This window comes from Ureibacillus xyleni (assembly GCF_900217795.1).
GTDB lineage: Bacteria > Bacillota > Bacilli > Bacillales_A > Planococcaceae > Ureibacillus > Ureibacillus xyleni.
This window is the reverse complement of the sequence record NZ_OBMQ01000001.1, coordinates 623,514-647,244: the sequence shown is the minus strand read 5'-3', so window position 1 is coordinate 647,244 and position 23,731 is coordinate 623,514. Positions and strand designations below refer to the sequence as shown.

The window sequence follows — 23,731 nt, the reverse complement described above, 5'->3', positions numbered from 1 at the left end:
AAATTGTAACTATACCTTGAAAAATAGGGAACACGTAAAATGTGCTCCCTATTTCTTTTGTGTAATAAACACAATTATCTATTAGATTGGATTAGTTACCTTTAACTTGGTTCATAACTTCTTCAGCAAAGTTATCTTCACGTTTTTCAATACCTTCACCAACAGCAAAACGAACGAATGATGTTACGTTACCACCAGTTGATTTCACGAAGTCACGAACTTTTTGGTCAGAATTTTTAACGAAAGTTTGGTCTAATAAACAAATATCTTCAAAGTATTTACCAAGACGACCTTCTACCATTTTAGCAACGATATTTTCAGGTTTTCCTTCGTTTAATGCTTGTTCAGTTAAAATTTTACGCTCGTGAGCGATTTCTTCTTCAGAAACTTCATCACGAGAAACATATTTAGGGTTAATTGCAGCGATGTGCATAGCTACATCTTTCGCAGCAGACTCATCAGTAGAACCTTCAAGAACTACTAATACACCAATTCTTCCGCCCATGTGTAGGTAAGAACCGAATGCATCGCTATCGTTTTTAGTTTTAATTTCAAAACGACGAAGCGTAATTTTTTCTCCGATTGTAGCAACAGCAGTTGAAATTTGATCTGCAATTGTTACACCTTCAGCATTTTTAATTTCTAATGCAGCTTCAGGAGACTCTGGTTTAGATGCTAAAAGTTGTTGAGCTAATTCAGAAACTAAAACTTGGAATTTTTCATTTTTTGCAACGAAGTCAGTTTCAGCATTTACTTCAAGAATAACTGCTTCATTACCTTCTGTTAAAATATAAGTAGTACCTTCTGCAGCGATACGGTCAGCTTTTTTAGCAGCTGAAGAAAGACCTTTTTCACGTAATAAATCAATCGCAGCGTCAATGTTACCATCAGTTTCTACTAAAGCTTTTTTGCAGTCCATCATACCTGCGCCAGTTTTTTCGCGTAGTTCTTTTACTAATTGTGCAGTAATTGCCATTTGAAGTATCCTCCTTGGGTTAAATAAAGATTAGATATAGTATTAGCAAATATTTCTAGTTTATTACTTTAAAAAAAGGTGATAAGGGTTTCATCCACTTATCACCTTTTGTAGGCAACTAAGAAAGTTCAACACTTCCTTAGATGCTTATTGCAGTTAAGGCATCATAAGAAAGTTTGGCGAAATGCCAAGATTTCTAATAGTGAATTACTCAGCAACTACTACTTCTTCAGCTGGAGCTTCAGATTCACCTTGTTTAGACTCAATAAGAGCATCAGCCATTTTTGCAGTTAATAATTTAACAGCGCGGATAGCATCATCGTTTGCAGGGATTACGTAGTCGATTTCATCTGGATCACAGTTTGTATCAACAATACCTACGATAGGAATATTTAGTTTACGAGCTTCTGCAACAGCGATACGCTCTTTACGTGGGTCTACTACGAACATAACATCAGGAATATCTGTCATATCACGAATACCGCCTAAGAATTTAACAAGACGTTCGTGTTCTTTTTTAAGTTGAATAACTTCTTTTTTAGGAAGTACGTCAAAAGTACCGTCTTCTTCCATTTTTTCGATAGCTTTCATACGAGCTACACGTTTTTGGATTGTACCGAAGTTTGTTAAAGTACCACCTAACCAACGTTGGTTGATATAGTAGTTACCAGAACGTTCTGCTTCTTCTTGGATAGCTTCTTGAGCTTGTTTTTTAGTACCAACGAAAAGTACTTTACCGCCATCTTGTCCAACTTGGCGCATGAAGTCATAAGCTTCCTCTAATTTTTTAACTGTTTTTTGTAAATCGATAATGTAGATACCGTTACGCTCAACAAAAATGTATTTTTTCATTTTTGGGTTCCAACGGCGAGTTTGGTGACCAAAGTGTACACCAGCTTCAAGTAATTGTTTCATTGAAATTACTGACATGAATGTTTCCTCCTAATAGTTTGGTTTTTTTCCTCCGCATTTTTCATTTGCAACAAGCTACTTTTTAATCAAAAAGCACCACTTACTGCATCAAAATGCGTGTGTAATTAACACCAATTGATAATATATCATACTAATTTATTCACTGCAACATTTTTATGAATGAAATTTTAATAGTAGTTCTATTTCAGTTTTACCTTTTTGCGTTTCTTTTGCAATTTCTTCAACTGATTTACCCGCCTTAAAGAGATCAATAACTTTTTCTTCAAAGGATTTTAAAGGCGCATTGATTTCTTCATCATTCTTCTGTTGTGGTAAATCAAAACTTTTTTGTTGTTGATATGCTTTCTTTACCAAATTAGGCAAGACCGTTTTTGTTTGTAATACGACTTCTGATGAAGAGGGTGAAGTTAAATCAATGTTTTTTGCATTTGACTCTTTATCCTCATCATTTTTAGTCACAGCTGAAAGATTTGATATGTGTTCTATTTTATTTACTTTTGACAGTTCTTTTATTAAGCGATCATTTTCTTCACGCATTTCAATTAAATAAACACTAATGGCGTCATCCATTTCTCTAATTAACCTATCTTGTCTGACCTCTAAATCTTTAAATTTTGCGATTTTCATGTTTAACAAAATAATTAATAAAAACGAGATAAGTTGTGCAATGATGAGTATGATAATTAAAAAAAACATTCTATTCTCCTATCCGCTAAAATCGATAAAATTACCTTTATAAGGATGTTGGGCTTGTGGCTCTTTCTCTTTAGAATGTTTATTCTTTTTGCCATTCCCATCATCTTTACTATTATTACCATTCTCTTCATCGGTTATTTGATCTGTTTTTTCCGTATCCATCACAGTAAGTTGCTTTTTTTCGATATCCTTTTTTAGAGCTTCATTTGCATTATATTGTTGTTGAATTACATTTTGCTGATGTTGTTCTTGCACTTTACCAGCATCAAACGTTTTTGGAATTGCGATTTGCAACTCAACCCCTTTTAAACTCATGAAATTCCTCCCTAAGCGTTTAACATTTCATTTGAAAGAAGTTTCCTTAGTTTCAATAACGCTTTTGAATGAATCTGTGATATTCGTGATGTAGATAATTCAAGTAGTTCACCGATTTCAGTAAGTGTCATTTCTTCTGAATAAAATAAACTTAATACAAGCTGTTCTTTTTCATTTAGTTTCTTAATATTTTCCTCAAGATCATTGATTAATTCTGAATGGATAGCAACTTGTTCTGGCGTTTTTGTATGGTCATCCCGAATAACAAACGCTTTTCCTTCCGCCTCTTCTTGATCTTGTTGTTCATTAATCGATAAAACATTGGAAAAGAAATGTTCTTGAACAGTTTGGTAAACTTCCTCCACAGGTAAATTCATATGGTCTGCAAGTTCTTCTGGCGTAGCATGACGCATTAATTTTTGTTCTAACATTTCAATTTGCGCCTCTAATTTTTTTGATTTTTCTCTTGCTGAACGAGGTAACCAATCTTCCTTCCTTAAACCGTCTATAATAGCTCCACGCACACGGAAAGAAGCATATGTATCAAATTTCAAATCTCTATTTATGTCAAATTTATTTAATGCATCAAAAAGTCCCATCATGCCTAGACTTAGCAAATCATCACGGGATACATTTTTAGGAAGACCTGCTCCTATACGTTGAACATGATATGTAACAAGAGGTTTATACTTTTTTATTAGTAAATCTCCCGCATGAGGATCACGATTATTTATCCAGCTATTCCAAAGTTTTTGTTCGTCATCTAGCTTTAGTTGTACCACCCGAATCCCCCTCACTTTTAGCCACTTTCTATCAATCATTATATCAAATCTAGTAAGAAAAACACACGATTCTATAAGACTAAATATATTTCCTACCAACCCTATATTTTCATAATAGAAGTAAATTAATATCACTTTTTTATAAAATTTAAACAAATTCTAATATTAATACTACTAATGATTTTCCAACTAATGAGTAGCATAAAAAGGACAGGATAGTAAAAAAAAGAGCTGCCATTCAGCTCTTTTAAAATTTACTATATAGGTACTTCCTCGTTCATCATCGTTCGTACTACTTTTGCGATATCTTCTGAACTTTGATCATTAAATTCTACTGATGTATTACCGTTCATCATATTGTTATCGTCTTCACTTTTGTATACTTCCATTTTATCAATCTCTGCTTGAAATTTCTCAAAAAGCTTTTCTTCTGGTGTATAAAAAATATAGAAAAGGAAATTACGGAACGGAAACATAATGATAAAAGTAATAATTGCTACGATAAATGAACCTATTAAAATGTGTGTTGGTGAATATGAGTTTAAAAGAGTTACAACAAAATAGATGGAAAATGAAATTAAAGAAGCCCAACAGTTATAAAATATTGAACCAAACATCATATTTCACTCACTCCTTGATTCACTGTACGTATGCTTAGTTTGCAAGTTTCCGGATTAAACTCAATTGTTCTACCACTACTGCCTCCAGTATCTTCTGCAACAATTGGAATCCCCTTTTTTCGAAGTTCATTTTTTACTGCCTCTACATTGCGTGGTCCAATACGCATTGAATCTTTATCTGAAGCAAATTTAAACATTTGAGCGCCACCAGCAATTTTCGCCTTAAGTCTAAACACCTGCACACCTTCAAGTTTTAATAAATCGATTAAACCTTTAATTCCTGTATCTGCAAATTTCGCGACATTTATCGAATCAGTTCTCCCTAAACTTGAATCGGGTAACATCACGTGTACCATGCCAGCAATTTTTTTTGCTTCATCATATAAAACAACACCAACACATGACCCTAATCCGGAAGTACGAATTGTGTTCGGCATTTTTACTACATCCATTTGAGCAATTCCAACTTTAATGACATTGTTACTGATAGAAGGTACCATCTCTACGATACTCCCAAAGCTTTAAAGATTGTTTCAAAAGAGTCGGGATCTGGTAATAAGAAGAAATGACCTCTTACTTCATTAGAATCTTCCATACCGTCTTCAAAAATGGATGTATTTATTACGATAACATGATCACTAACCTCGGATATTTCAATTAAACCGATACTTATAATGGCTCCAAACATATCAACACTTAGGCCAGGAACGGTAGGATAAATTTTTAAACCTGTAAAATCAGACAAAGCAGATAGGTATGAGCCAGATAAAATATTCCCCATCTCTTGCATAGCTGATAAACCAAGGTCTGAAATTGGTTCATTTCTAAAGTTGAATGTTTCATCATTAATTAAACGTTGGATAAAACGATTTGCTTGATCAATTGGTAATATAAAGAACATACTTCCTTCTGCATCACCTTCTATACGAAGAAAAATACCAACAACTGCTTTTTCAGCACCACCAGCAAATTCCATCATATCGTTGAAGGTTACCATCTCTACTTTTGGAACTCGCATATCTACTTTTTTATTTAATAGATCTGATAGAGCTGTCGCAGCATGAGCAGCACCAATATTCCCAATTTCTTTTAGTACATCTAAATGTAACGAAGTAATTTTTTGACTATGATTCATGAATAAATCCCTACTTTGATCAATCCCCGAATTGCGGAGAATTTATTCTACTGGATTTAAGACTTTATCTAAATGCAATAATATTAATAATCGGTTATCTAATTTAGCAACTCCAGAAATGAAGTCTTCCTCATTAGATCCGACAACTTCTGGTTGTTGTTCAATTGAATTTACAGGAATGTCAATTACATCATTAGCGGAATCTACGACAAACCCAACTTCCATTTCATCAAGTGTAATGATAATAATCCGTGTTGATTCTTCATTTTCTGAGATTGGAATACTAAAACGTTCCCGTAAATCAATGATTGGTGTAACTACCCCACGTAAGTTAATAACACCTTTAACATATTTTGCTGTTTTAGGTACACGTGTAATATGCATTAACTTTTCAATTCCTTGAACATTTGATACAGGAATTGCATATTCTTTGTCAGCTAATTGAAAAACAATCACCTTTAAAAATTCTTGTTCAAGCGCGTTCATTTACTACACCTCTTCCATTCACCTGATATTACTTCATCAACGCATTACAATCGACAATAAGTGCTACTTTACCATTTCCTAAAATTGTTGCCCCTGAAATTGCAAAGATATTTGTTAAGTAATTCCCTAAAGATTTTAGAACAATTTCTTGTTGGCCAATAAATGAATCTACTACTAACCCAGCAAGTTTTTCACCTTTACGAACAATGACAACAGAATGGAATTCATCGTCTACTTGCTGCTTTCTAGGCACTTCAAAAATTTCCTCTAAGAAAATTAGTGGAACAACTTTTCCACGGAAATCAATTACTTTTTGATTATGTGCGTTTAATATATCTGTATTTTTAATAATTGAAGTTTCAATAATTGATGATAGAGGTATTGCGTAAATTTCTTGCTCAATTTCTACTAACATAACAGAAATAATTGTTAATGTTAATGGTAATTGAATGGAGAAAATTGACCCAACACCTTCTGTTGAATCAATAGAAATACTTCCACCAAGAGATTCAATCGTAGTTTTTACAACATCAAGACCAACACCGCGACCTGAAATATCAGAAACTACGTCTGCTGTTGAGAAACCAGATGCTAATATTAGCTCATTGATTTGTTTATCAGATAATGATAAAGCTGACTCTTTCGTAACTATTCCTTTTGAAATTGCTTTTTTCAATACTTTTTCCCGGTTAATACCAGCACCATCATCTTCAATCTCTATAAACACATAGTTACCACTGTGGTATGCACGTAATACAACATTACCCTCTTCAGGTTTCCCATTTGCACGACGAATTTCAGGACTTTCAATTCCATGGTCAACTGAATTTCGAATTAAGTGAACAAGTGGGTCCCCAATTTCATCGATTACTGTTCGATCAAGTTCAGTTTCAGCACCTAGAATTTCTAAGTTGATTTTTTTCTTTAAATCTCGTGATAATGTTCGAACCATTTTCGGGAAGCGATTAAATACAGTTTCAATCGGAATCATTCGCATTGTTAAAACAATATTTTGAAGATCTCCCATTGTACGGCTCATTCTTTCAACCGTTTCATTTAATTCTCCATGGTTAACTTCTGCAGCAATTGATTGAAGTCTTCCACGATCAATAACTAGCTCTTCGAATAAGTTCATTAGTATATCTAAACGGTCAATGCTTACACGAATTGTTTTACTAGCCGCATGTGAATGTTGTTTTGACGAAGTTGAAGTAGAAGTTGTTGATTTTTGAGCAGCATCTTCTAGCGCTTTTTCATCTAATTTAGGTTCATTCGATTGTTGAATTTGTACAGCTGTAGGTTTGATTGTTTCCTCTGTTGGCGATTGAATTAACAATTCTTTTAATATTGGAGTAATCAAAACATTTGCAATCTCTGAAACTTTCATAATTTTACTTTGAAGTTCTTCTGCAGTTGTTTTCGTAATATATGCAACTTGGAAATTCTGGTCAAATTGTTCTTCTTCTAATCGTTCCACAGCAGGAGATGCCTTTACAACGTCTCCGTTTTTCTCCAAAATATCAAATACCATATAAACACGCGCAGCTTTTAGTAAGCAATCGTCACGTAAAGTAATGGAAATTTCAAAAGCATTGAAACCTTGTTCTGTTGATTGTAGAAGAACTGTTTTCTCAAAATCGTCGTAATCTAAATTAGAAACAACTGTAGCAACATCGGCAACTGCTACTTCTTGTGCTGCTATTTGTACTTCATTTACTACTGCTTGTATCGGTTCTCCAGATTCAATACGTTTTAATTTTGCAACTGTTTCAGATACATCTTTTTTTCCATCTCCACCATCAGCAATATCCATTACCATTTCTTCCAAATGATCTACTGATTCAAAAACAACATCTAAAATTTCAGGTGTTACATGGATTTTTTCATTTCGAATAGCATCTAAAACATTCTCCATTTTATGGGTTAAGTCTGCTAAATCTTCATACCCCATTGTTGCAGACATACCCTTTAACGTATGAGCTGACCTAAATATTTCATTTACTATCCCAAGATCATTAGGATTTTTTTCAAGTTCAAGCAAATTATCACTGCAGCTTTGTAAATGTTCTTTACTTTCTTCGATGAACATTTCTAAATATTGGTTCACTTCCATACGACAACACTCCTTTTTAAGGCAAATATTTCAAAATTGTTTGCGCTATGTCGTCAACATCTACTACCTCATCAACAAGTTGAGTTTCAACAGCGGCTTTAGGCATTCCATATACGATACAAGTTTCAGCTGACTCCGCAATAGCGATTGTTTTCCCATTTTGTTTTAATGCTATTAAACCTTTTGATCCGTCATATCCCATGCCTGTCATGATGACAGCTATTTTGTCAAAATCATTAAATTTACTAACATTCTCGAACATGACATCAACTGCTGGGCGATGTCCTGAACGTGGGGGTTCATTTTGATCTAAAACGATTTGGAAATGAGTGTTCTGTTTTTTGAGTTTCAAATGGCTTCCACCCGGTGCAATGTATGCTTTTCCATCTTGTAAAATATCCCCATGTTCTGCTTCTTTCACATCTATTTTACTCAGTTGATTTAACCGTTCTGCTAGCGATTTTGTAAAACCCGGTGGCATATGTTGAACAATTAAAATAGGTGCTTTTATTGTTTTTGGTAATTTTGTAATAACTTCCTGTAATGCCCTTGGACCTCCTGTTGATGTCCCAATTAAAACAATTTTTCTAGAAGTATTACTCCATTGATTCTTACTTAAAGAAGCTAATATATCTTTGTTAAATCTGTTAGTAGTTGTTGAACTTTTCATAGGAGTCGTTTCTTTTCTTATGGTAGTATCATTAGCAAACTTTGTAGATGTAGTTTTGTAACTAATGGGCTTTTTTAGTTTGGCAACGGAAACATGGGCTGCTTGCTCCACTTTATGTACTAATTCTTCCTTAATTTTATGTAAATCAAGGGAAATTGTACCACTTGGTTTTGCAACAAAATCAACAGCCCCATTCTCCATTGCATTCAATGTATTTTCAGCTCCGCTAATCGTCGTACTTGATAGCATAATGACTGGTACTGGGCATTTTTCCATAATCTCTTTTAATGCATCTAATCCGTTCATTTCGGGCATCTCTACATCCATTGTTACAACATCAGGTTTTAGCTGTTGAATTTTGTTGATTGCATCTTTACCATTTCTTGCTGTTCCAATTACTTCAATTTTCAAATTACCAACAAAAAAGTCACTAATTAGCTTTCTCATAAAAGCAGAGTCATCCACTATTAAAAGCTTGCTTTTATTTGAGAATTCCAATTAATCACGCCCTTTCGAAAAAATACTCCTTAGTTTTGATAAAAATGTATTCGATTGAACAGGAGCATGAACTTCTTTTATATCTTGATGAATAAATTGATTAACAATTACTTTTAATGTTTTTGAAATGGGTGAATCAGGATAAGCAATGGAAAAAGGGACCTGTTCACGTACTGCTTTTCTTACAACTGGGTCTTCCGGTAATGAACCTAGGATTGTAACATCTTTATTTAGGAATTTTTTCATTGTATTTGATAGACGGTATAACGTTTCTTGACCTTCTTCTTTTGAATATGCTCTGTTACACAGTAGGTAGAACTTTTTGTTTTGATCCTTTAAATAGATATATTTCATCATTGAGTATGCATCTGTAATTGCTGTTGGTTCAGCAGTAGAGATGACAATTATTTCGTCGATGGATGTAAGCAAATCAAGAGACCAATTTGAAGCACCCGCACCCATATCAAATAAAATATAATCAAAGGATATTTGTAACTCTTCAAATGCATGTATCAATGAATTGAACATTTCTTTAGACCATTCCATAACAGAAGAAAGACCTGATCCACCAGGAATATATTGTAAATTATTAGGTCCTTCATACATGACATCTTTTAGAGTAGCGTCACCCATTAAATAATCCTTAAAGCTGTATTGGGCAGTTTTTCCTATTAAGATATGAATATTACCCATTCCAATATCCATATCTAACACAACTACTTTTTTCCCCTGTAGGCTTAAGTTGATTGCAAAATTCGTTGAAAAATTACTTTTTCCAACGCCCCCTTTTCCACTAACAACAGCTATCGATCTACCTATAGAACCTTGACTTTGTAGCATTTTCATTCTTAATTTTTCGGCTTGATCTCTCATTGAAATTCTCCTTGAAAGAACAATTCAAGTAACTTATCTAAATTTGCCTCTTCTATATCTTCTGGTACTTCTTGTCCATTTGTATAGTAAGCAAGTCCTTTATTATATTTAATCATTAAATTATACATAGTGCCAATAGAATTTGTTTCATCAATCTTAGTAAAAATAAACTTTTCAATTGGAAATTCATTAAATTGTTGAATTATTGATTCCATATCTTGTTCTTTTGATGTTAATGATAAAACTAAATATGATTCAACATCCTGGTCAAAATTAATTATTTTTTTTAAGTCACTTACATACTTAGCTTCCTTGTAGTTTCTACCTGCTGTATCAATGAAAATTAAATCTAAATTCTGCATTTTTCCAATAGCTGACTTATAATCACTAGCGTTATATGCAATTTCTACTGGAGCTTGTAAAAGGTTAGCATAAGTCTTCAATTGTTCAATAGCAGCTATTCGATAAGTATCGGTAGTAATAAAACCAATTTTTTTCTTCTTTTCTAAAACTGAACGGGCTGCCATTTTTGCAATCGTCGTCGTCTTACCTACCCCAGTAGGACCTAAAACATTAATATATTTTTTTTCAAAAGACAATCCACCTATTGGTAAGTGTGCAAGTTTTTTGTTCAGAACGTCTTTAATAATGTCTTTAGCTTCATCATTATTTAAAGCTTTTGTTTTATTATAATACACAAAAAGCTCATCACTTATTGCTGTGATAAGCTCTTCGTTCAGCTCTTGACGTTTTAAAAAGTCAATAATAGGCAAAATTTCCTCTGGTAATTCTGCGTGTTTTGTTTGCCTTTGCATGGATTGCAATATTGACTTTAAATCAGCTATTTCGCTTTTTAATTCATTTGTTAATTTTAAATCAGCATTATGTACCTCTTTATCTAAAGCTGATTCTGCACTTTGGGTAACAGAAGCAGCTACGGTACGGTTATGCATTTCAGGTATGTGTGAAGGCATAATATTTTCCACACTATCTACCCCTGCAAGTACTTCAAAATTTTTATGTTTAATTAACCCAAAAAACTTTTTTGTAATAACTACTTTTGAATTTATGATTACAGCATCATCACCAAGTTCAGCACGAATTTGCTTCATTGCTTCTGAAATCGAAGGAGCAATATATTTTTTCATCTTCATTCTACATTCACCACCCCAACACTTTGGATTTCTACATTAGCGTCTAATTCATTATAGGATAAAATTGGTATTTGCGGGAAATAACGTTCAGTTAATTGCCTTAAATACATACGAATTCCAGGTGAGCAAAGAATAATTGGAGATTGTTCCATAAATGAAACTCTCTCGACTTCTTTAGCAATTGCCTCTAATACTGATTGAGAATCTTGAGGATCCATAGCTAAATAATTTCCATGATCAGTTTGTTGTACACTATCTGCTATTATCTTTTCCAACTTACCAGGAATCGTAATCACTTTTAATGAAGGTCCGCCTGAAACATATTGTGTTGTAATTTGTCTTGCTAAAGATTGCCTTACATATTCAGTAAGAATTTCAGTATCACTAGTAAGTTTCGAATAATCCGCTAATGTTTCAAAAATAATTGGTAAGTTTCGAATTGAGACATTTTCTTTAAGAAGTCTAGCCAAAACTTTTTGGATTTCACCAATTGAAAGTGGTGTTGGTGTTAATTCTTCAACTAAAATAGGATAATTTTCACGTAAATGATCAATTAATTGTTTCGTTTCTTGACGTCCTAATAGTTCGTGAGCATTTGCTCGAATAATTTCAGTTAAATGTGTTGATACAACACTTGGCGGGTCTACTACAGTATAACCATACATTTCAGCCTCTTCTTTTACCCTTTCTGTTATCCATTTCGCAGGTAATCCGAAAGAAGGTTCGATTGTATCAATTCCATCTATTGAATCATCATCACCGGGGCTCATTGCTAAGTAATGGTCAAGTAACAGTTCCCCTCGAGCCATTTCGTTCCCCTTGATTTTTATTCGATACTCATTTGGTTGTAATTGAATATTGTCGCGTATTCTAACTACTGGTATAACTAATCCTAGCTCTAATGCTAATTGACGACGAATCATTACAACTCGATCTAATAAATCACCGCCTTGTGCAGCATCAACAAGAGGGATTAAACCATATCCAAATTCAAATTCAATAGGATCTACATTTAACAAATTCACTACGTTTTCTGGGCTCTTCATCGTATCAGCAGCCACTTCTTCTTCAATTTCTAGTAATTCTTCAGGATCTTCATTGTTCTTACGGCTTGTCATATATGCACCACCAATTAAAACCAAAGCGATAGGAATTGTTATCCATTCTGGAATTGGTGTAAAAAGACCTAATAAAAATATAGTGCCACCAGCAATATACAACAATTTCGATTGAGCAAATAGTTGTCTCGTTATATCTTCTCCTAGATTACCATCAGAAGCTGCACGTGTCACAACTAGACCTGTAGCTGTAGATACTAAAAGTGCTGGGATTTGTGCAACTAAACCATCACCGACAGTTAACTTCGAGAAATGTGTCGCCGCATCTGCTAATTCATAACCGAGTTGTAACATACCAATAATGATACCGAATAAAAGATTGATAAATACCATGATAATAGAAGCAATTGCATCACCTTTAACGAATTTCGTAGCACCATCCATTGCTCCATAAAAATCCGATTCCTTAGATACTTTTTCACGGCGTTCACGTGCGTCTTTTTCTGAAATCATCCCCGCATTTAAATCAGCATCTATACTCATTTGCTTCCCTGGCATTGCATCTAATGTAAAACGTGCTGCAACTTCAGCTACACGTTCTGACCCTTTTGTAATAACAATAAAGTTGATTATTACCAATAACATGAAAATAACTAATCCGACTAAAATATTACCACCAGTAACAAATTCCCCGAAAGTTTCTACAACATCACCTGCATCACCATTAGCAAGAATGGCACGAGTTGTGGAAATACTTAAGCCTAAACGGAATAAGGTAAGTAAAAGAATTACTGAAGGAAATATGGCAAAGTCTAAAGCTTCCCTCATATTCATTGATACTAATAAAACAATTAAAGATAATGTAATATTAATAATAATTAAAAAGCTTAATAACCATGTCGGTAGAGGGATAATGAGCATTGCTACAATCATAATTACTGCAGCTAAAACCCCTAAATCGCGAATTTTCATGTTTCCCCTCCTACAAATGGTCTAAATTTTACGTTTAATACGGTATACATAAGCTAATATTTCTGCTACTGCTTTAAAAAATTCTTCCGGAACTTGTTGGCCAATTTCAACTTGGTCATACATTGCTCTTGCTAACGGTCGATTTTCAACCATAACTATATTATTTTCTTTTGCAATCAATTTTATTTTTTGGGCAATAAAATCTGTTCCTTTAGCAATGACAGTTGGCGCTTCCATACTTTGATCGTCATATTTAAGTGCAATTGCATAGTGAGTTGGGTTTGTAATAACAACGTCTGCATTTGGAATTTCTTGCATCATTCTTCGCATTGCCATCTCACGTTGTTTTTGTTTAATTTTCCCCTTCACCTTTGGGTCACCTTCAGCATTTTTATATTCATCTTTAATATCTTGTTTCGACATTTTTAATTGTTTTTCATACTCATATTTTTCGTAGATATAATCAAACAGTGCAATAAATACTAATGTAAGTGATGCAGCAATTCCCATTATTCCAACCAATTTGGCAACTGTAGTTAATGTATCCCAAGGGCTTTGGAATGAAAGTGATAGCACTTCCTCAATATTCATCCAAACGATTGTTGTAGTCACGGCTCCAATAAAGGAAATTTTTAACAAGGATTTAATTAAGTTAACAATTGCACGAATAGAAATTATTTTTTTTATACCTTTTATTGGATCCATTTTTTTTAAATCGATTTTCATCGTTTCTGTAGTAAATAGAAACCCAAATTGTAAATAGTTTGCTCCGATCCCTGCAAACATAGCTAGTAACATAATTGGCAATAATATTTTTGCCATTTCTTTTAATGAATCTGTATACATATTTAAAACAGTTTCCACAGTCAAAGTTTCAATTAGTATATTTTTTTGAAACGCTTGAATTAAAAAAGAGAATAATGTTTCTTGGATAATTGGTGCAAATAAAAATAAAAACATAAACAGCGCTAAAAGGACTAACGATGCTGAAACATCCTGACTTTTTAATACTTGTCCTTTTTTTCTCGCATCTGATCGCTTTTTAGGTGTCGCTTTTTCCGTCTTTTCACCGGAGAAAAATTGGATATCTAATGGAAGTAGTAACTTCATATTAAGCACCACCTAATAATTGCATCAAATCTCTCATTGAGATAATCGTGAGTTCAATCAATTTTTCCATTACTTCAACCATTACACCCATAGAAATAATAAGCACTAAAAAACCAACTGCAATTTTTATAGGAAAACCAATAACGAATATGTTTAATTGTGGAACGGTTTTAGCCGTAATACCTAAAGCAAGCGTCACTAATACTAATGTTGCAACTATTGGTGCTGACATTTGAAAAGCAATTGCAAATACAGTACCAAATAATTTAAGAATAAATTCGATTGTATCGGCATCACCGAATCTTGGAAAAAATTGATTGATTGGCATAAACTCATAACTATAGAAAATGCCATCTAAAATTAAATGGTGTCCGTTAATGGCAAGCAAAACAAATAATAATAAAAAATTAAAAAATTGACCCATTAATGGTGTCTGTGCTCCAGTTTGGGGATCTATAATATTCGCCATTGCAAAACCCATTTCAAAATCAATAAATCCACCGGCAATTTGTACTGCCGAAAAAATGATTGTCGCTGTAACGCCAATCATTAATCCAATGATTGCCTCTTTTAAAACTAGTAATATGTAATCTCCATCAATTGGTATAGCCTCAATATTTAATGTATAATACATCATCCATGATAGAATAAATGCAAGTGCTATTTTCAATTGTGGCGGAATGGTACGATATGAAAATAATGGGATTGATACAAAAAATGCAGAGACTCTGACTAAAATTAATAACAAAACTGATGCTTTTGGAATAAGTTCAGTCATTTAATCACCCGATATACCGAGTTAAATTACTTAGAATATCCGAAACATAATTAATCATTTGCGATATCATGAACGGCGCAAAAAAGATAAGTGCAATAAAGACTGCAACAATTTTAGGAACAAACGCCAATGTTTGTTCTTGAATGGAAGTTGTTGCTTGAAATATACTTACTAAAAGGCCTGTTACAAGAGCCACAATTAATAACGGCCCTGAAACTATGAGGACAATCCATATAGCTCTTTCTGCAATTGAAATAACCATCTCTTGGCTCATTTTGTATCATCCCCTAAAAACTTTGAAGTAATGATTTAATTACTAAATACCATCCATCTACTAATACAAATAATAATATTTTAAATGGTAAAGAAACCATGACTGGTGGTAACATCATCATCCCCATAGACATAAGAACACTTGCTACAACCATATCGATTACTAAAAATGGAATAAAAATCATAAATCCCATTTGAAAAGCAGTTTTAATTTCACTTAATGCAAACGCAGGCACAAGCATTGTTAATGGAATTTCTTCAACGGATGCAGGTCTTTCTGCTTGGTTATAACTTAAGAACAACTCTAAATCCTTTTGTCTCGTATGTTGAGCCATAAATTCTTTAAAGGGAAGTGCTGCCCGATCATACGCCTCTTCTAAACCAATTTCCTCATCAAAAAGTGGCTGTAGTGCTTGTTCGTTTACTTGCTGGAAGGTTGGAGCCATAATGAAAAATGTCAAGAATAATGCTAATCCAATAATTACTTGGTTCGGAGGCATCTGATTTGTTGCTAATGCAGTCCTAGTAAAGGACAATACAATAACAATTCTTGTAAAACATGTCATTAGGATTAAAATGCTTGGTGCTAATGACAGAACAGTCAATAATAAAAGTAATTTAACAGACGTGGAAACATTCGTAGGGTCATTTTCAGAAAAGAGTGAGATAAAATCTTCCATTACCTATCCCTCTCCTTTTCTTTCCACTTTTCCAATTCATTTTGTCGTTCATGTTTAATATCTGCAATTTTTTTATTAAGAATTTCTCCAAAGTCTGTTTTGCTTTCATCTTTTTCTGTTTTTGAAAATTTTGGATTAAATTTTTTAAATACATCGAGTATATATGGAGTCGTATTTACTAAAGATTGTTTTTCATTGTACTGCTCTAGTAATTGTTGAACTTCATCTGCATCATGTATTTCTTTTAAAAGTTGAACATCCTCACCAACACCTACAATATATAACTTATCTCCAATGTGAAGAATTTGTACTGATTTTTGAGAACCAACAGTGATTCCACCTACATTACGTACTAGACGATTTTGTTGATAATTATTACTTTTTTTGTTTAGAAACTTCAATACAAAAATTAATATTGCTAGTACAAATATTAGGGAGAATAACATTTTTACATAATCCCACATACCTAGACCAACAGCTGCCGTTTGGGCATTTTCGGCAGCCGGTTGGATATCTTCGCAATCACTTGGATTTTGCAAACACTCATTCGAGATCATTTGGTTATTATTTGAAGTTGCATGAACAAAATTCATTGGCGAAAAAAATAAAGTCACAACTAAAGAAGCAATAATAAACCGAATACTTGCAAATTTGTTCAAATACATTTTATCAACCTAATGCTTTTTGAATTGCTTCAATTACACGGTCAGCTTGGAATGGTTTAACGATAAAATCCTTTGCTCCAGCTTGGATAGCATCTATAACCATTGCTTGTTGTCCCATTGCAGAGCACATAATAACAGTTGCGTTAGGATCTGTAGATTTAATAGCTTTTAATGCAGCAATCCCATCCATTTCAGGCATTGTAATATCCATCGTAACTAAATCAGGTCGTAATTCACTATATTTTTCTACTGCTTGTAAGCCATCTGCTGCTTCCCCTACAACTTCGAAACCATTCTTCGTAAGTATATCTTTAATCATCATGCGCATAAATGCCGCATCGTCTACTATTAAAATTCTTCTTGACATGGTAGATTCCTCCAATTAATTACTATCGTAGATTATTTAAACGTTCAGCCTTACTAATAATATCGGTAATACGGACACCAAAATTTTCATCAATTACGACAACCTCGCCTTTTGCAATTAGTCGACTATTAACTAAAATATCTACTGGTTCACCGGCAAGTTTATCTAATTCAATAATAGAACCAGATGCAAGCTGTAAGATATCTTTCACTGAATGCTTTGTTCGACCTAACTCTACTGTTACCTGTAGTAACGGTATATCTAATAACATATTTAAATTCCGTGCTTCTGATTGAGAAATATTAGCTGTCTCAAAAGATGCAAATTGAGCCTGTTGCACGTTTACGGGTTGTTGTGGCGGTTGATACTGCGGCATTGCAAAAGTTGGCGGTTCCGCATATGTTGTAGCTGCCTGTTGTTGATACACAGGTTGTTGGTACATCGGTTGTTGTTGCATCGGTTGCTGTTGCATCGGTTGCTGTTGCACTGGTGGTGATACAGCTACTGGTTGAGCCGGTGCAACAGGTTGAGCTGGTGGTGTTGGAGTATCATCAGGCTCACCTAGTAATGACTTCACAATTTTTTTACTAAATCCTAATGGTAATAATTGCATAATTGTTGAGTCAATTAACTCTCCAATTCTCAACCTGAAGGAAATTTTCACCAATAAATCATCATCAGGAATACTATCTTTCCCTTCATTTTGGGGAATATTTAGTAAATCAATTGAAGGTGGTGAAATATCTACTTTTTTATTGAAAATTGTTGACATTGAAGTTGCTGCTGAACCCATCATTTGATTCATTGCTTCTTGTACCGCACTAAGGTGTATTTCCCCGAGATCAGAATTTGGATTTGTCCCGTCTCCACCTAACATTAAATCTGCAATAATGGCAGCATCCGATTGTTTTATAACAAGTAAATTCATCCCTGTTAAACCAGTCGTATACTCAACTTGGATTGCAACATAAGGTTGAGGAAATTCCTCTTCTAGCTTGTTACGATTAATCATTGAGACTACTGGTGTAGTAATATCTACTTTCTGACCGAGAAGGGCAGAAAGGGCAGTAGCTGAACTACCAAAAGAAATATTTCCTACCTCACCTAGAGCATCCTGTTCCATTGGTTCAAGGTAATCTTCTACCCGCAGTTGTTCATTACTATTTGATTCATTTTCTAATTGGTTAATTTTTTCTTCCAACGTCTCGCCCCTTAATAGAGCTTCAATTTCTTCTTGGGAGAGCATATCATCACTCATCTTCGTCTCCTCCTTTCAAAGGGTCGATAATCTGGATTGCCATTTTTTTATTTCGTTTGCCTGGTTGAACTGTAAACTTCGGTAGTCCACCAACTCTTAAAATAAGCGAATCATCAATTTTTTGATCTAATTGAATGACATCTCCAATGGACATATAAAGGAAATCTTCAATTGTAATATCAGTAGTACCCAACTCAGCAATTAAAGGTAGCTCTGCTTGTTTTACCCTATTTTCTAAAGCTTTTGATTGTTCAGGCGTTGCTTCCTTAGTATTAGATTGCATCCAATATTGAACTGATAGATTATGAATAATCGGCTCAAGTACAACATGTGGTATACAAATGTTGATCATGCCTGTTGTATCACCGATTATTGTATTCAATGAAATTACTACAACAGTTTCATTCGGTGAAATCATTTGTAAAAATTGCGGGTTAACTTCCAGCTCTACTAACATCGGATCAATTTCAGCAATTGTATCCCATGCTTCCCTTAGATTATCAAACGACCTTTCAAACAAATTCGTCATAATTTTTTGTTCGATTTCTGTTAAATTATCAACATTACTATAGCTTGCTCCACTACCACCCATTAAACGGTCTAACATTGAATATGCGATATTCGGATTAATCTCCATTAAAATATTACCATCTAACGGCGGTACTTCAAATACATTTATTAATGTCATATTTGGAATTGAACGTACAAATTCCTCAAAGGGAATCTGATCAACAGACGCAACTGTAATTTGTACGTATGTTCTTAGTTGTGCAGAAAAGAAAGTTGTAAGTAATCTGGCAAAGTTTTCGTGTATTCGGGTCAAACTTCGGATTTGGTCCTTTGAAAAGCGAAGAGCACGCTTAAAGTCATATACTTTAACCTTTCTCGTTTCCTCTTCCTTTTTCATGTCATCTGCTGACATTTCTCCTGTTGATATCGCAGATAGTAGCGCATCAATTTCGGATTGGGATAAAACGTCTCCAGCCATTTGCCCACCTCCTATTTCAAGATCTTTCGTTTATTGAATGATGTAGGAGGTTATATAAACTTGTTGTATTTCACCCTCTTGCATCAATTCATTTAATTTTGATTTAATTGTTGATTCAAATAAAATTTTACCTTGTTTTCCTTGCAAATCATCTTCTGTCATTTCTGAAAGTTCTTCAATTATAATATTATTAGTTTGGAAATCACGTTTCGTTAATTCATCTGCTGCATCCTTACTATCGGTTTGAATTTTTAATGTAAGTTTTACAAAGTTATTGTCCGCTAGGTTGGTTGTGATTTCCGGAACATCAACTGAAGATTCAATGATTTCGTCAATTGTAGGTTCCGTTGTACCTTGTTTATTAAATTGTGTTAATAATACAAAAATTACAACACCAATTAGCGTAATTGTAACTAAAATGATGAGCATTATGGTTAATAGTTTATTCTTCTTCATTTCGATCACCTCGAATGTGCGGGTTTGACAATACTTGTATACTTCTATAAAAAAGTAGTACTTTATTACGTACTTCTTCTTCACTTTCTAACACAATAAACTTCCGACCATCCGTCAGAGTAATTGTTGTGTCTGGAAAGGATTCTACTGTTTCTATGTATAAAGCGTTTAATGAAAATGATTTACCATTTAAACGTGTGAGTTCAATCATTGAAATAGGGCCGGGTCGCTTAAACGAGAGCCGGCCCGACCCTCCTTTACAATGAATTTATTAATCTAATACACTAATAATAAAATTAACGTTTTAAATTTACAAGTTCTTCTAAAATCTGGTCAGAAGTTGTAATAATACGAGAGTTCGCTTGGAAACCACGTTGAGCTACAATCATTTCAGTAAACTCTTCAGAAAGGTCAACGTTGGACATTTCTAAGAAACCTGATTCAATTTTACCAATACCTGCTTGTGTTGCAGTTTGTACTGTTGGGTCCCCAGAGTTTGTTGTTACTTGATAATAGTTACTTCCAGTTTTCTCCAAACCACCTGTATTAGGGAATTTCGCTAATAATAATTGACCAGCATATTGTAATTTCCCGTTTACGTCAACGTAGTTTACAGTACCGTCGGATCCAATACTCATAGATTGAGCATTTGTAGGGATTTTAATAGGATTTAAACCAGCGGGCACTTCAATTGTACCTTCTTGATATAAATTGTCAGTACCTAAATCGTAAGTGGCTTTATCAGCATCTGCTTGACTTGTTGCATCTTCAAGAACATCTGTGTATAAAGTTCCATTAGAAACACCAACTAAATATTTACCATCTGAGTTTACTAAATAACCATTTCTGTCCATATAAAAGTTACCAGCTCGAGTGTAGAGATAATTCGTAAAACCACTTTCAGCCTCAATATTTCCATCTTCATCTGGTCCAACTGTAGAATTTGCTACCATAAAGAAACCATCTCCAGATATTGCTAAATCCAGAGTTCTTGACGTAGTCTGTAATGAACCCGTACCATGAATGATATCTATAGCGGCCATTTGAGAACCTAAGCCGATTTGTTTAGCATTAATACCACCTTGATTTGCAGTTGGACTAGATGCACCCGAAACTGATTGAGATACTAAGTCCTTAAATACAACACGACTCTTTTTGTATCCATACGTATTTACATTTGAAATATTATTCCCAATTACGTCTAATTTAGTTTGATGGTTTTTTAAGCCTGAAATACCTGAGTACATTGAACGTAACATTGTTATGTTCTCCCTTCACTTTAAGAAATTTATTTATCTTTGTGTTACTTCATTCATTCCGCAACACTAGGCATCCGTAATGGTCCTGCCTATAGCACAATTGTGCCATCAATATTTGTGAAAATTTGCTCTTTAGCTTCAGTGCGTTCCATCGCAGTAATTACTGTTGCATTTTTTGCACTTACAATCAACGCTGCTTGATCCATCAATACTAATGGTTGATTGACTCCTTTTGATCGAGCTTCAAACACTTTATCCGTTACCATTTGCCATTCTTGATCTGAGATAGAAATATTTCGCTCTAGTAATCGTTCGTTTGCATGTTTACTAACCTTTAATTGGAGACTATCTGTTGCATTTTGCAAATGTTCTGCAAATGATTGCTTTATTGGCAAGTCATATTGTTTTGTCTTCGAATGAATTGCTCTAGGTTGTAATGGCACGTGCTGAATTCCTATTCTATGCATGTGTACTCACCAACCTTATTCACTTATTAAAGAAAATTGATCCTTTGTTAGTACTGGTCCATTCGCAAGGATATACTCTATTAAAGTATTATTTGTTTTAACAGAAGCAATAACATCTTGTATCTTTTGTCCATTTAACTCAAATTCAACTTTCTTTCCAATTAACTTACTTGCTGTGACAAGTGGATTTTCAGAAGGTTTATCACTCGATGTTGTCAATCCATCAAGAATGGATGAAATATTACCTGGTGTAATTTCTTTCCCATCTTGAAGAATGAATATAGGTTCACCATCTACAAATTTCAATTCTTTTATTTTCCCAGTACCTTCATTTATAATTGGATCGCCTTTTTCATCAACTTTATCCGTAAGTTCGTGCCACTTAACTTCTTTTCCAACAAAGGTTGTATAATTCATTAATTGCGATTGTTGTTGGGACTCTAAAAGTTTCCCCATAGCTGTTGTCATATTTTGCATTTGTTCTAAAGAGGAGAATTGAGCCATCTGTGCAATAAATTCTTTATCATCCATAGGTTGGGTTGGGTCTTGGTTTTGGAGCTGCGTAATTAAGATTTGTAAAAAAGCATCTTTACCAAGTTCGTTCGTCCCAGTCTGTTTTTCTGGCTTTTTATAATTAGATAAGTAGTAATCATTAGGTATTCCATTTGCACTTGTCATCATTACACCTCCTCATTTAACAAGTATTCATCGAATGACATAGTATCCTCTTGTTTACTTTCCTCTTGCTCTTCATCATCTTGATCTGCTTGTTGTTGCTTGAACAAGTTGCCAAATAAACTTTGATCACGAGTATTTCGGTCAGTTTCTTGTAGACTTTGAGCAATATCAATACGGTCCATCTGAATATTTTGTTGGGCAAAAGTAGATTTTAATTGCTGAATTTGGCTATCTAACAACTCTTTTGCTTGCGGTGTAGAAGCTAGTAGTCTCGCTGAAAGCACTCCATCTTTCTGTAGGATTTCAATACGGATAGAACCTAAGTTTTCAGGATAAAGCTTGACTAATAACTTCATCGTACCCGGTGAATTGTTAATTTGAGTTCTATTTAATAAACTTTGAAACTCTTTAACAAATGCTTCTGCTTGAGCAGGTTTTTCAACGGGCAAATTGATTGTTACAGTCTTTGTCGTTGTTATTGACGGTGCAATACCATTACTTGGATTTGATTCATTTTGTTCTTTACTTGCAACCATTTGTTTAATAGAGGTTACTACACTTTCAGAATTAGTCGTTATTTGATTTTTGCTAGTATTTACTACTTGTTCGGTGTGTTTTACATATGAAGTAGTAGAAACATTGGATTGTTCATTTTGTAATTTGAAATTTACAACGTTTGTAAATAATAAATTACTCTCTACTCTTGTTGTAGTTTGACTATTTTTCACTTCTAACTCTCTAGAAACAACTTGTAGCAATTCTTTCAATTTTACTAGTTGATTTTGTTGTTCAACAACTAAGTTAGAATTTGAACCAACTACTTCAATTATTTTCAATGCCTGTAGAAATTGTTGAACAGTTTGAGGTGGTAAGTTTTGTTCACCGCTCAATCCTTTTATAAGACTAGTACTCATTAATTCTTGAGATTGATTATTTAGGATGTTAATTAGACCCCATACATCATTTACAATAAGTTGTCCTTCACCAAGAAGTTCTTTTACAATATTATTAAAGTCATCTTCATTAATTTTTAAAACATTTAGTAAGTTATCCAAAATCAGCAATTCATTAGTCTCTATGGATTCTACATCTTTTGATGTATCTAGAATCTGTTCAGGGTTATTAAAATTCACGATTTCATCTGATTCGATTTGAATATCTATTCCTGATAACAGGTTTTCAAGAGAACTTGAATCTAATTCATTAATTGTTAAAGGATCATTTTGAGATACACCTAGTAAACTAAGAACTTCTTCAATTGTTGATGAATTTAGTAAATCTTCTAACGTTTCAAAGTTAACCAATTCTCCATTGTCAGGATTGTTTTGAATTAGTTCTTCCTTGTTAGCGATTTGACTAAAAATTTCACCAAAGTTGCTGTTTTTCGATGTTTGTGTAGTGAGTGCTGATGATTTCGTACTCGTATTAACATTCGCTAATTGCATAATTCCGATATTCATTTTTTCACCTC

At 33.8% G+C, this 23,731-nt stretch carries 28 protein-coding genes; all 28 read right to left on the bottom strand.

Features of this window, described 5'->3' with window-relative positions:
• Window positions 1-91 precede the first annotated feature (91 nt).
• The 28 genes from tsf to CRO00_RS02895 all read right to left on the bottom strand — a co-directional run bounded on the left by tsf (window position 92) and on the right by CRO00_RS02895 (window position 23,720).
• Window positions 92-976 carry a translation elongation factor Ts gene (gene tsf / locus CRO00_RS03030; protein ID WP_097072165.1) on the bottom strand — a complete coding sequence of 295 codons (885 nt, stop codon included), beginning with the start codon at window positions 974-976 and terminating at the stop codon, window positions 92-94.
• A gap of 207 nt (window positions 977-1,183) precedes the next feature.
• Entirely contained in the window at window positions 1,184-1,906 is a 723-nt protein-coding gene (rpsB, locus tag CRO00_RS03025) for a 30S ribosomal protein S2 (RefSeq protein ID WP_097072164.1), read from the bottom strand.
• Between the two features lie 156 nt (window positions 1,907-2,062).
• Window positions 2,063-2,536 (bottom strand): hypothetical protein, encoded by a 474-nt coding sequence (locus CRO00_RS03020; RefSeq protein WP_161946597.1) that lies wholly within the window; start codon window positions 2,534-2,536, stop codon window positions 2,063-2,065.
• A 78-nt stretch (window positions 2,537-2,614) separates the two neighbouring features.
• Entirely contained in the window at window positions 2,615-2,920 is a 306-nt protein-coding gene (locus tag CRO00_RS03015) for an RNA polymerase subunit sigma (protein ID WP_097072162.1), read from the bottom strand.
• Between the two features lie 11 nt (window positions 2,921-2,931).
• Complete coding sequence (locus CRO00_RS03010; RefSeq protein ID WP_419865845.1) at window positions 2,932-3,702, bottom strand: FliA/WhiG family RNA polymerase sigma factor; 771 nt, start codon at window positions 3,700-3,702, stop codon at window positions 2,932-2,934.
• A 257-nt stretch (window positions 3,703-3,959) separates the two neighbouring features.
• Window positions 3,960-4,322 (bottom strand): hypothetical protein, encoded by a 363-nt coding sequence (locus CRO00_RS03005; protein WP_237658301.1) that lies wholly within the window; start codon window positions 4,320-4,322, stop codon window positions 3,960-3,962.
• Window positions 4,319-4,822, bottom strand: coding sequence for a chemotaxis protein CheD (locus tag CRO00_RS03000; RefSeq protein ID WP_097072160.1), 504 nt, complete (start codon window positions 4,820-4,822; stop codon window positions 4,319-4,321). Before CRO00_RS03000 ends, CRO00_RS03005 begins: the two co-directional genes overlap by 4 nt.
• 2 nt (window positions 4,823-4,824) lie before the next feature.
• Window positions 4,825-5,457 carry a chemotaxis protein CheC gene (locus CRO00_RS02995; RefSeq protein ID WP_097072159.1) on the bottom strand — a complete coding sequence of 211 codons (633 nt, stop codon included), beginning with the start codon at window positions 5,455-5,457 and terminating at the stop codon, window positions 4,825-4,827.
• Window positions 5,458-5,499: 42 nt separating this feature from the next.
• The gene (locus tag CRO00_RS02990) at window positions 5,500-5,943 is read right to left on the bottom strand and encodes a chemotaxis protein CheW (RefSeq protein WP_097072158.1); all 444 of its coding nucleotides are present in this window, start codon (window positions 5,941-5,943) and stop codon (window positions 5,500-5,502) included.
• A gap of 28 nt (window positions 5,944-5,971) precedes the next feature.
• Window positions 5,972-8,056, bottom strand: a complete 2,085-nt coding sequence (locus CRO00_RS02985) for a chemotaxis protein CheA (protein WP_097072157.1) — start codon at window positions 8,054-8,056, stop codon at window positions 5,972-5,974.
• Window positions 8,057-8,072: 16 nt separating this feature from the next.
• Window positions 8,073-9,224 carry a protein-glutamate methylesterase/protein-glutamine glutaminase gene (locus tag CRO00_RS02980; RefSeq protein ID WP_097072156.1) on the bottom strand — a complete coding sequence of 384 codons (1,152 nt, stop codon included), beginning with the start codon at window positions 9,222-9,224 and terminating at the stop codon, window positions 8,073-8,075.
• Entirely contained in the window at window positions 9,225-10,097 is an 873-nt protein-coding gene (locus CRO00_RS02975; RefSeq protein ID WP_097072155.1) for a MinD/ParA family protein, read from the bottom strand.
• Window positions 10,094-11,251 (bottom strand): flagellar biosynthesis GTPase FlhF, encoded by a 1,158-nt coding sequence (gene flhF, locus CRO00_RS02970; protein ID WP_101918853.1) that lies wholly within the window; start codon window positions 11,249-11,251, stop codon window positions 10,094-10,096. The genes CRO00_RS02975 and flhF overlap by 4 nt, the downstream gene beginning before the upstream one ends.
• Window positions 11,248-13,281: a flagellar biosynthesis protein FlhA gene (gene flhA, locus CRO00_RS02965; protein ID WP_097072154.1), complete on the bottom strand. Its 2,034-nt coding sequence runs from the start codon at window positions 13,279-13,281 to the stop codon at window positions 11,248-11,250. The genes flhF and flhA overlap by 4 nt, the downstream gene beginning before the upstream one ends.
• A 21-nt stretch (window positions 13,282-13,302) precedes the next feature.
• The gene (gene flhB, locus CRO00_RS02960; RefSeq protein WP_097072153.1) at window positions 13,303-14,391 is read right to left on the bottom strand and encodes a flagellar biosynthesis protein FlhB; all 1,089 of its coding nucleotides are present in this window, start codon (window positions 14,389-14,391) and stop codon (window positions 13,303-13,305) included.
• A gap of 1 nt (window position 14,392) precedes the next feature.
• Window positions 14,393-15,169: a flagellar biosynthetic protein FliR gene (fliR, locus tag CRO00_RS02955; RefSeq protein WP_097072152.1), complete on the bottom strand. Its 777-nt coding sequence runs from the start codon at window positions 15,167-15,169 to the stop codon at window positions 14,393-14,395.
• A 4-nt stretch (window positions 15,170-15,173) separates the two neighbouring features.
• Window positions 15,174-15,443 (bottom strand): flagellar biosynthesis protein FliQ, encoded by a 270-nt coding sequence (gene fliQ, locus CRO00_RS02950; RefSeq protein WP_097072151.1) that lies wholly within the window; start codon window positions 15,441-15,443, stop codon window positions 15,174-15,176.
• Between the two features lie 13 nt (window positions 15,444-15,456).
• Entirely contained in the window at window positions 15,457-16,122 is a 666-nt protein-coding gene (gene fliP, locus CRO00_RS02945) for a flagellar type III secretion system pore protein FliP (RefSeq protein WP_097072150.1), read from the bottom strand.
• On the bottom strand, window positions 16,122-16,715 hold the full coding sequence (locus CRO00_RS02940) for a flagellar biosynthetic protein FliO (protein WP_161946596.1): 594 nt from the start codon (window positions 16,713-16,715) through the stop codon (window positions 16,122-16,124). The genes fliP and CRO00_RS02940 overlap by 1 nt, the downstream gene beginning before the upstream one ends.
• A gap of 76 nt (window positions 16,716-16,791) precedes the next feature.
• Window positions 16,792-17,154 carry a response regulator gene (locus tag CRO00_RS02935; RefSeq protein WP_097072148.1) on the bottom strand — a complete coding sequence of 121 codons (363 nt, stop codon included), beginning with the start codon at window positions 17,152-17,154 and terminating at the stop codon, window positions 16,792-16,794.
• 22 nt (window positions 17,155-17,176) lie between these two features.
• Complete coding sequence (gene fliY / locus CRO00_RS02930; protein WP_097072147.1) at window positions 17,177-18,412, bottom strand: flagellar motor switch phosphatase FliY; 1,236 nt, start codon at window positions 18,410-18,412, stop codon at window positions 17,177-17,179.
• On the bottom strand, window positions 18,405-19,400 hold the full coding sequence (gene fliM, locus CRO00_RS02925; RefSeq protein ID WP_097072146.1) for a flagellar motor switch protein FliM: 996 nt from the start codon (window positions 19,398-19,400) through the stop codon (window positions 18,405-18,407). Before fliM ends, fliY begins: the two co-directional genes overlap by 8 nt.
• 30 nt (window positions 19,401-19,430) lie before the next feature.
• Complete coding sequence (fliL, locus tag CRO00_RS02920) at window positions 19,431-19,856, bottom strand: flagellar basal body-associated protein FliL (protein WP_097072145.1); 426 nt, start codon at window positions 19,854-19,856, stop codon at window positions 19,431-19,433.
• Entirely contained in the window at window positions 19,843-20,067 is a 225-nt protein-coding gene (locus CRO00_RS02915) for a flagellar FlbD family protein (RefSeq protein WP_097072144.1), read from the bottom strand. The genes fliL and CRO00_RS02915 overlap by 14 nt, the downstream gene beginning before the upstream one ends.
• Before the next feature lie 85 nt (window positions 20,068-20,152).
• On the bottom strand, window positions 20,153-21,115 hold the full coding sequence (gene flgG, locus CRO00_RS02910; RefSeq protein WP_097072143.1) for a flagellar basal body rod protein FlgG: 963 nt from the start codon (window positions 21,113-21,115) through the stop codon (window positions 20,153-20,155).
• An 89-nt stretch (window positions 21,116-21,204) separates the two neighbouring features.
• Complete coding sequence (locus tag CRO00_RS02905; RefSeq protein ID WP_097072142.1) at window positions 21,205-21,582, bottom strand: TIGR02530 family flagellar biosynthesis protein; 378 nt, start codon at window positions 21,580-21,582, stop codon at window positions 21,205-21,207.
• A gap of 15 nt (window positions 21,583-21,597) precedes the next feature.
• Window positions 21,598-22,260: a flagellar hook assembly protein FlgD gene (gene flgD, locus CRO00_RS02900; RefSeq protein WP_097072141.1), complete on the bottom strand. Its 663-nt coding sequence runs from the start codon at window positions 22,258-22,260 to the stop codon at window positions 21,598-21,600.
• 2 nt (window positions 22,261-22,262) lie between these two features.
• Entirely contained in the window at window positions 22,263-23,720 is a 1,458-nt protein-coding gene (locus tag CRO00_RS02895; protein ID WP_097072140.1) for a flagellar hook-length control protein FliK, read from the bottom strand.
• Between the last annotated feature and the right edge of the window lie 11 nt (window positions 23,721-23,731).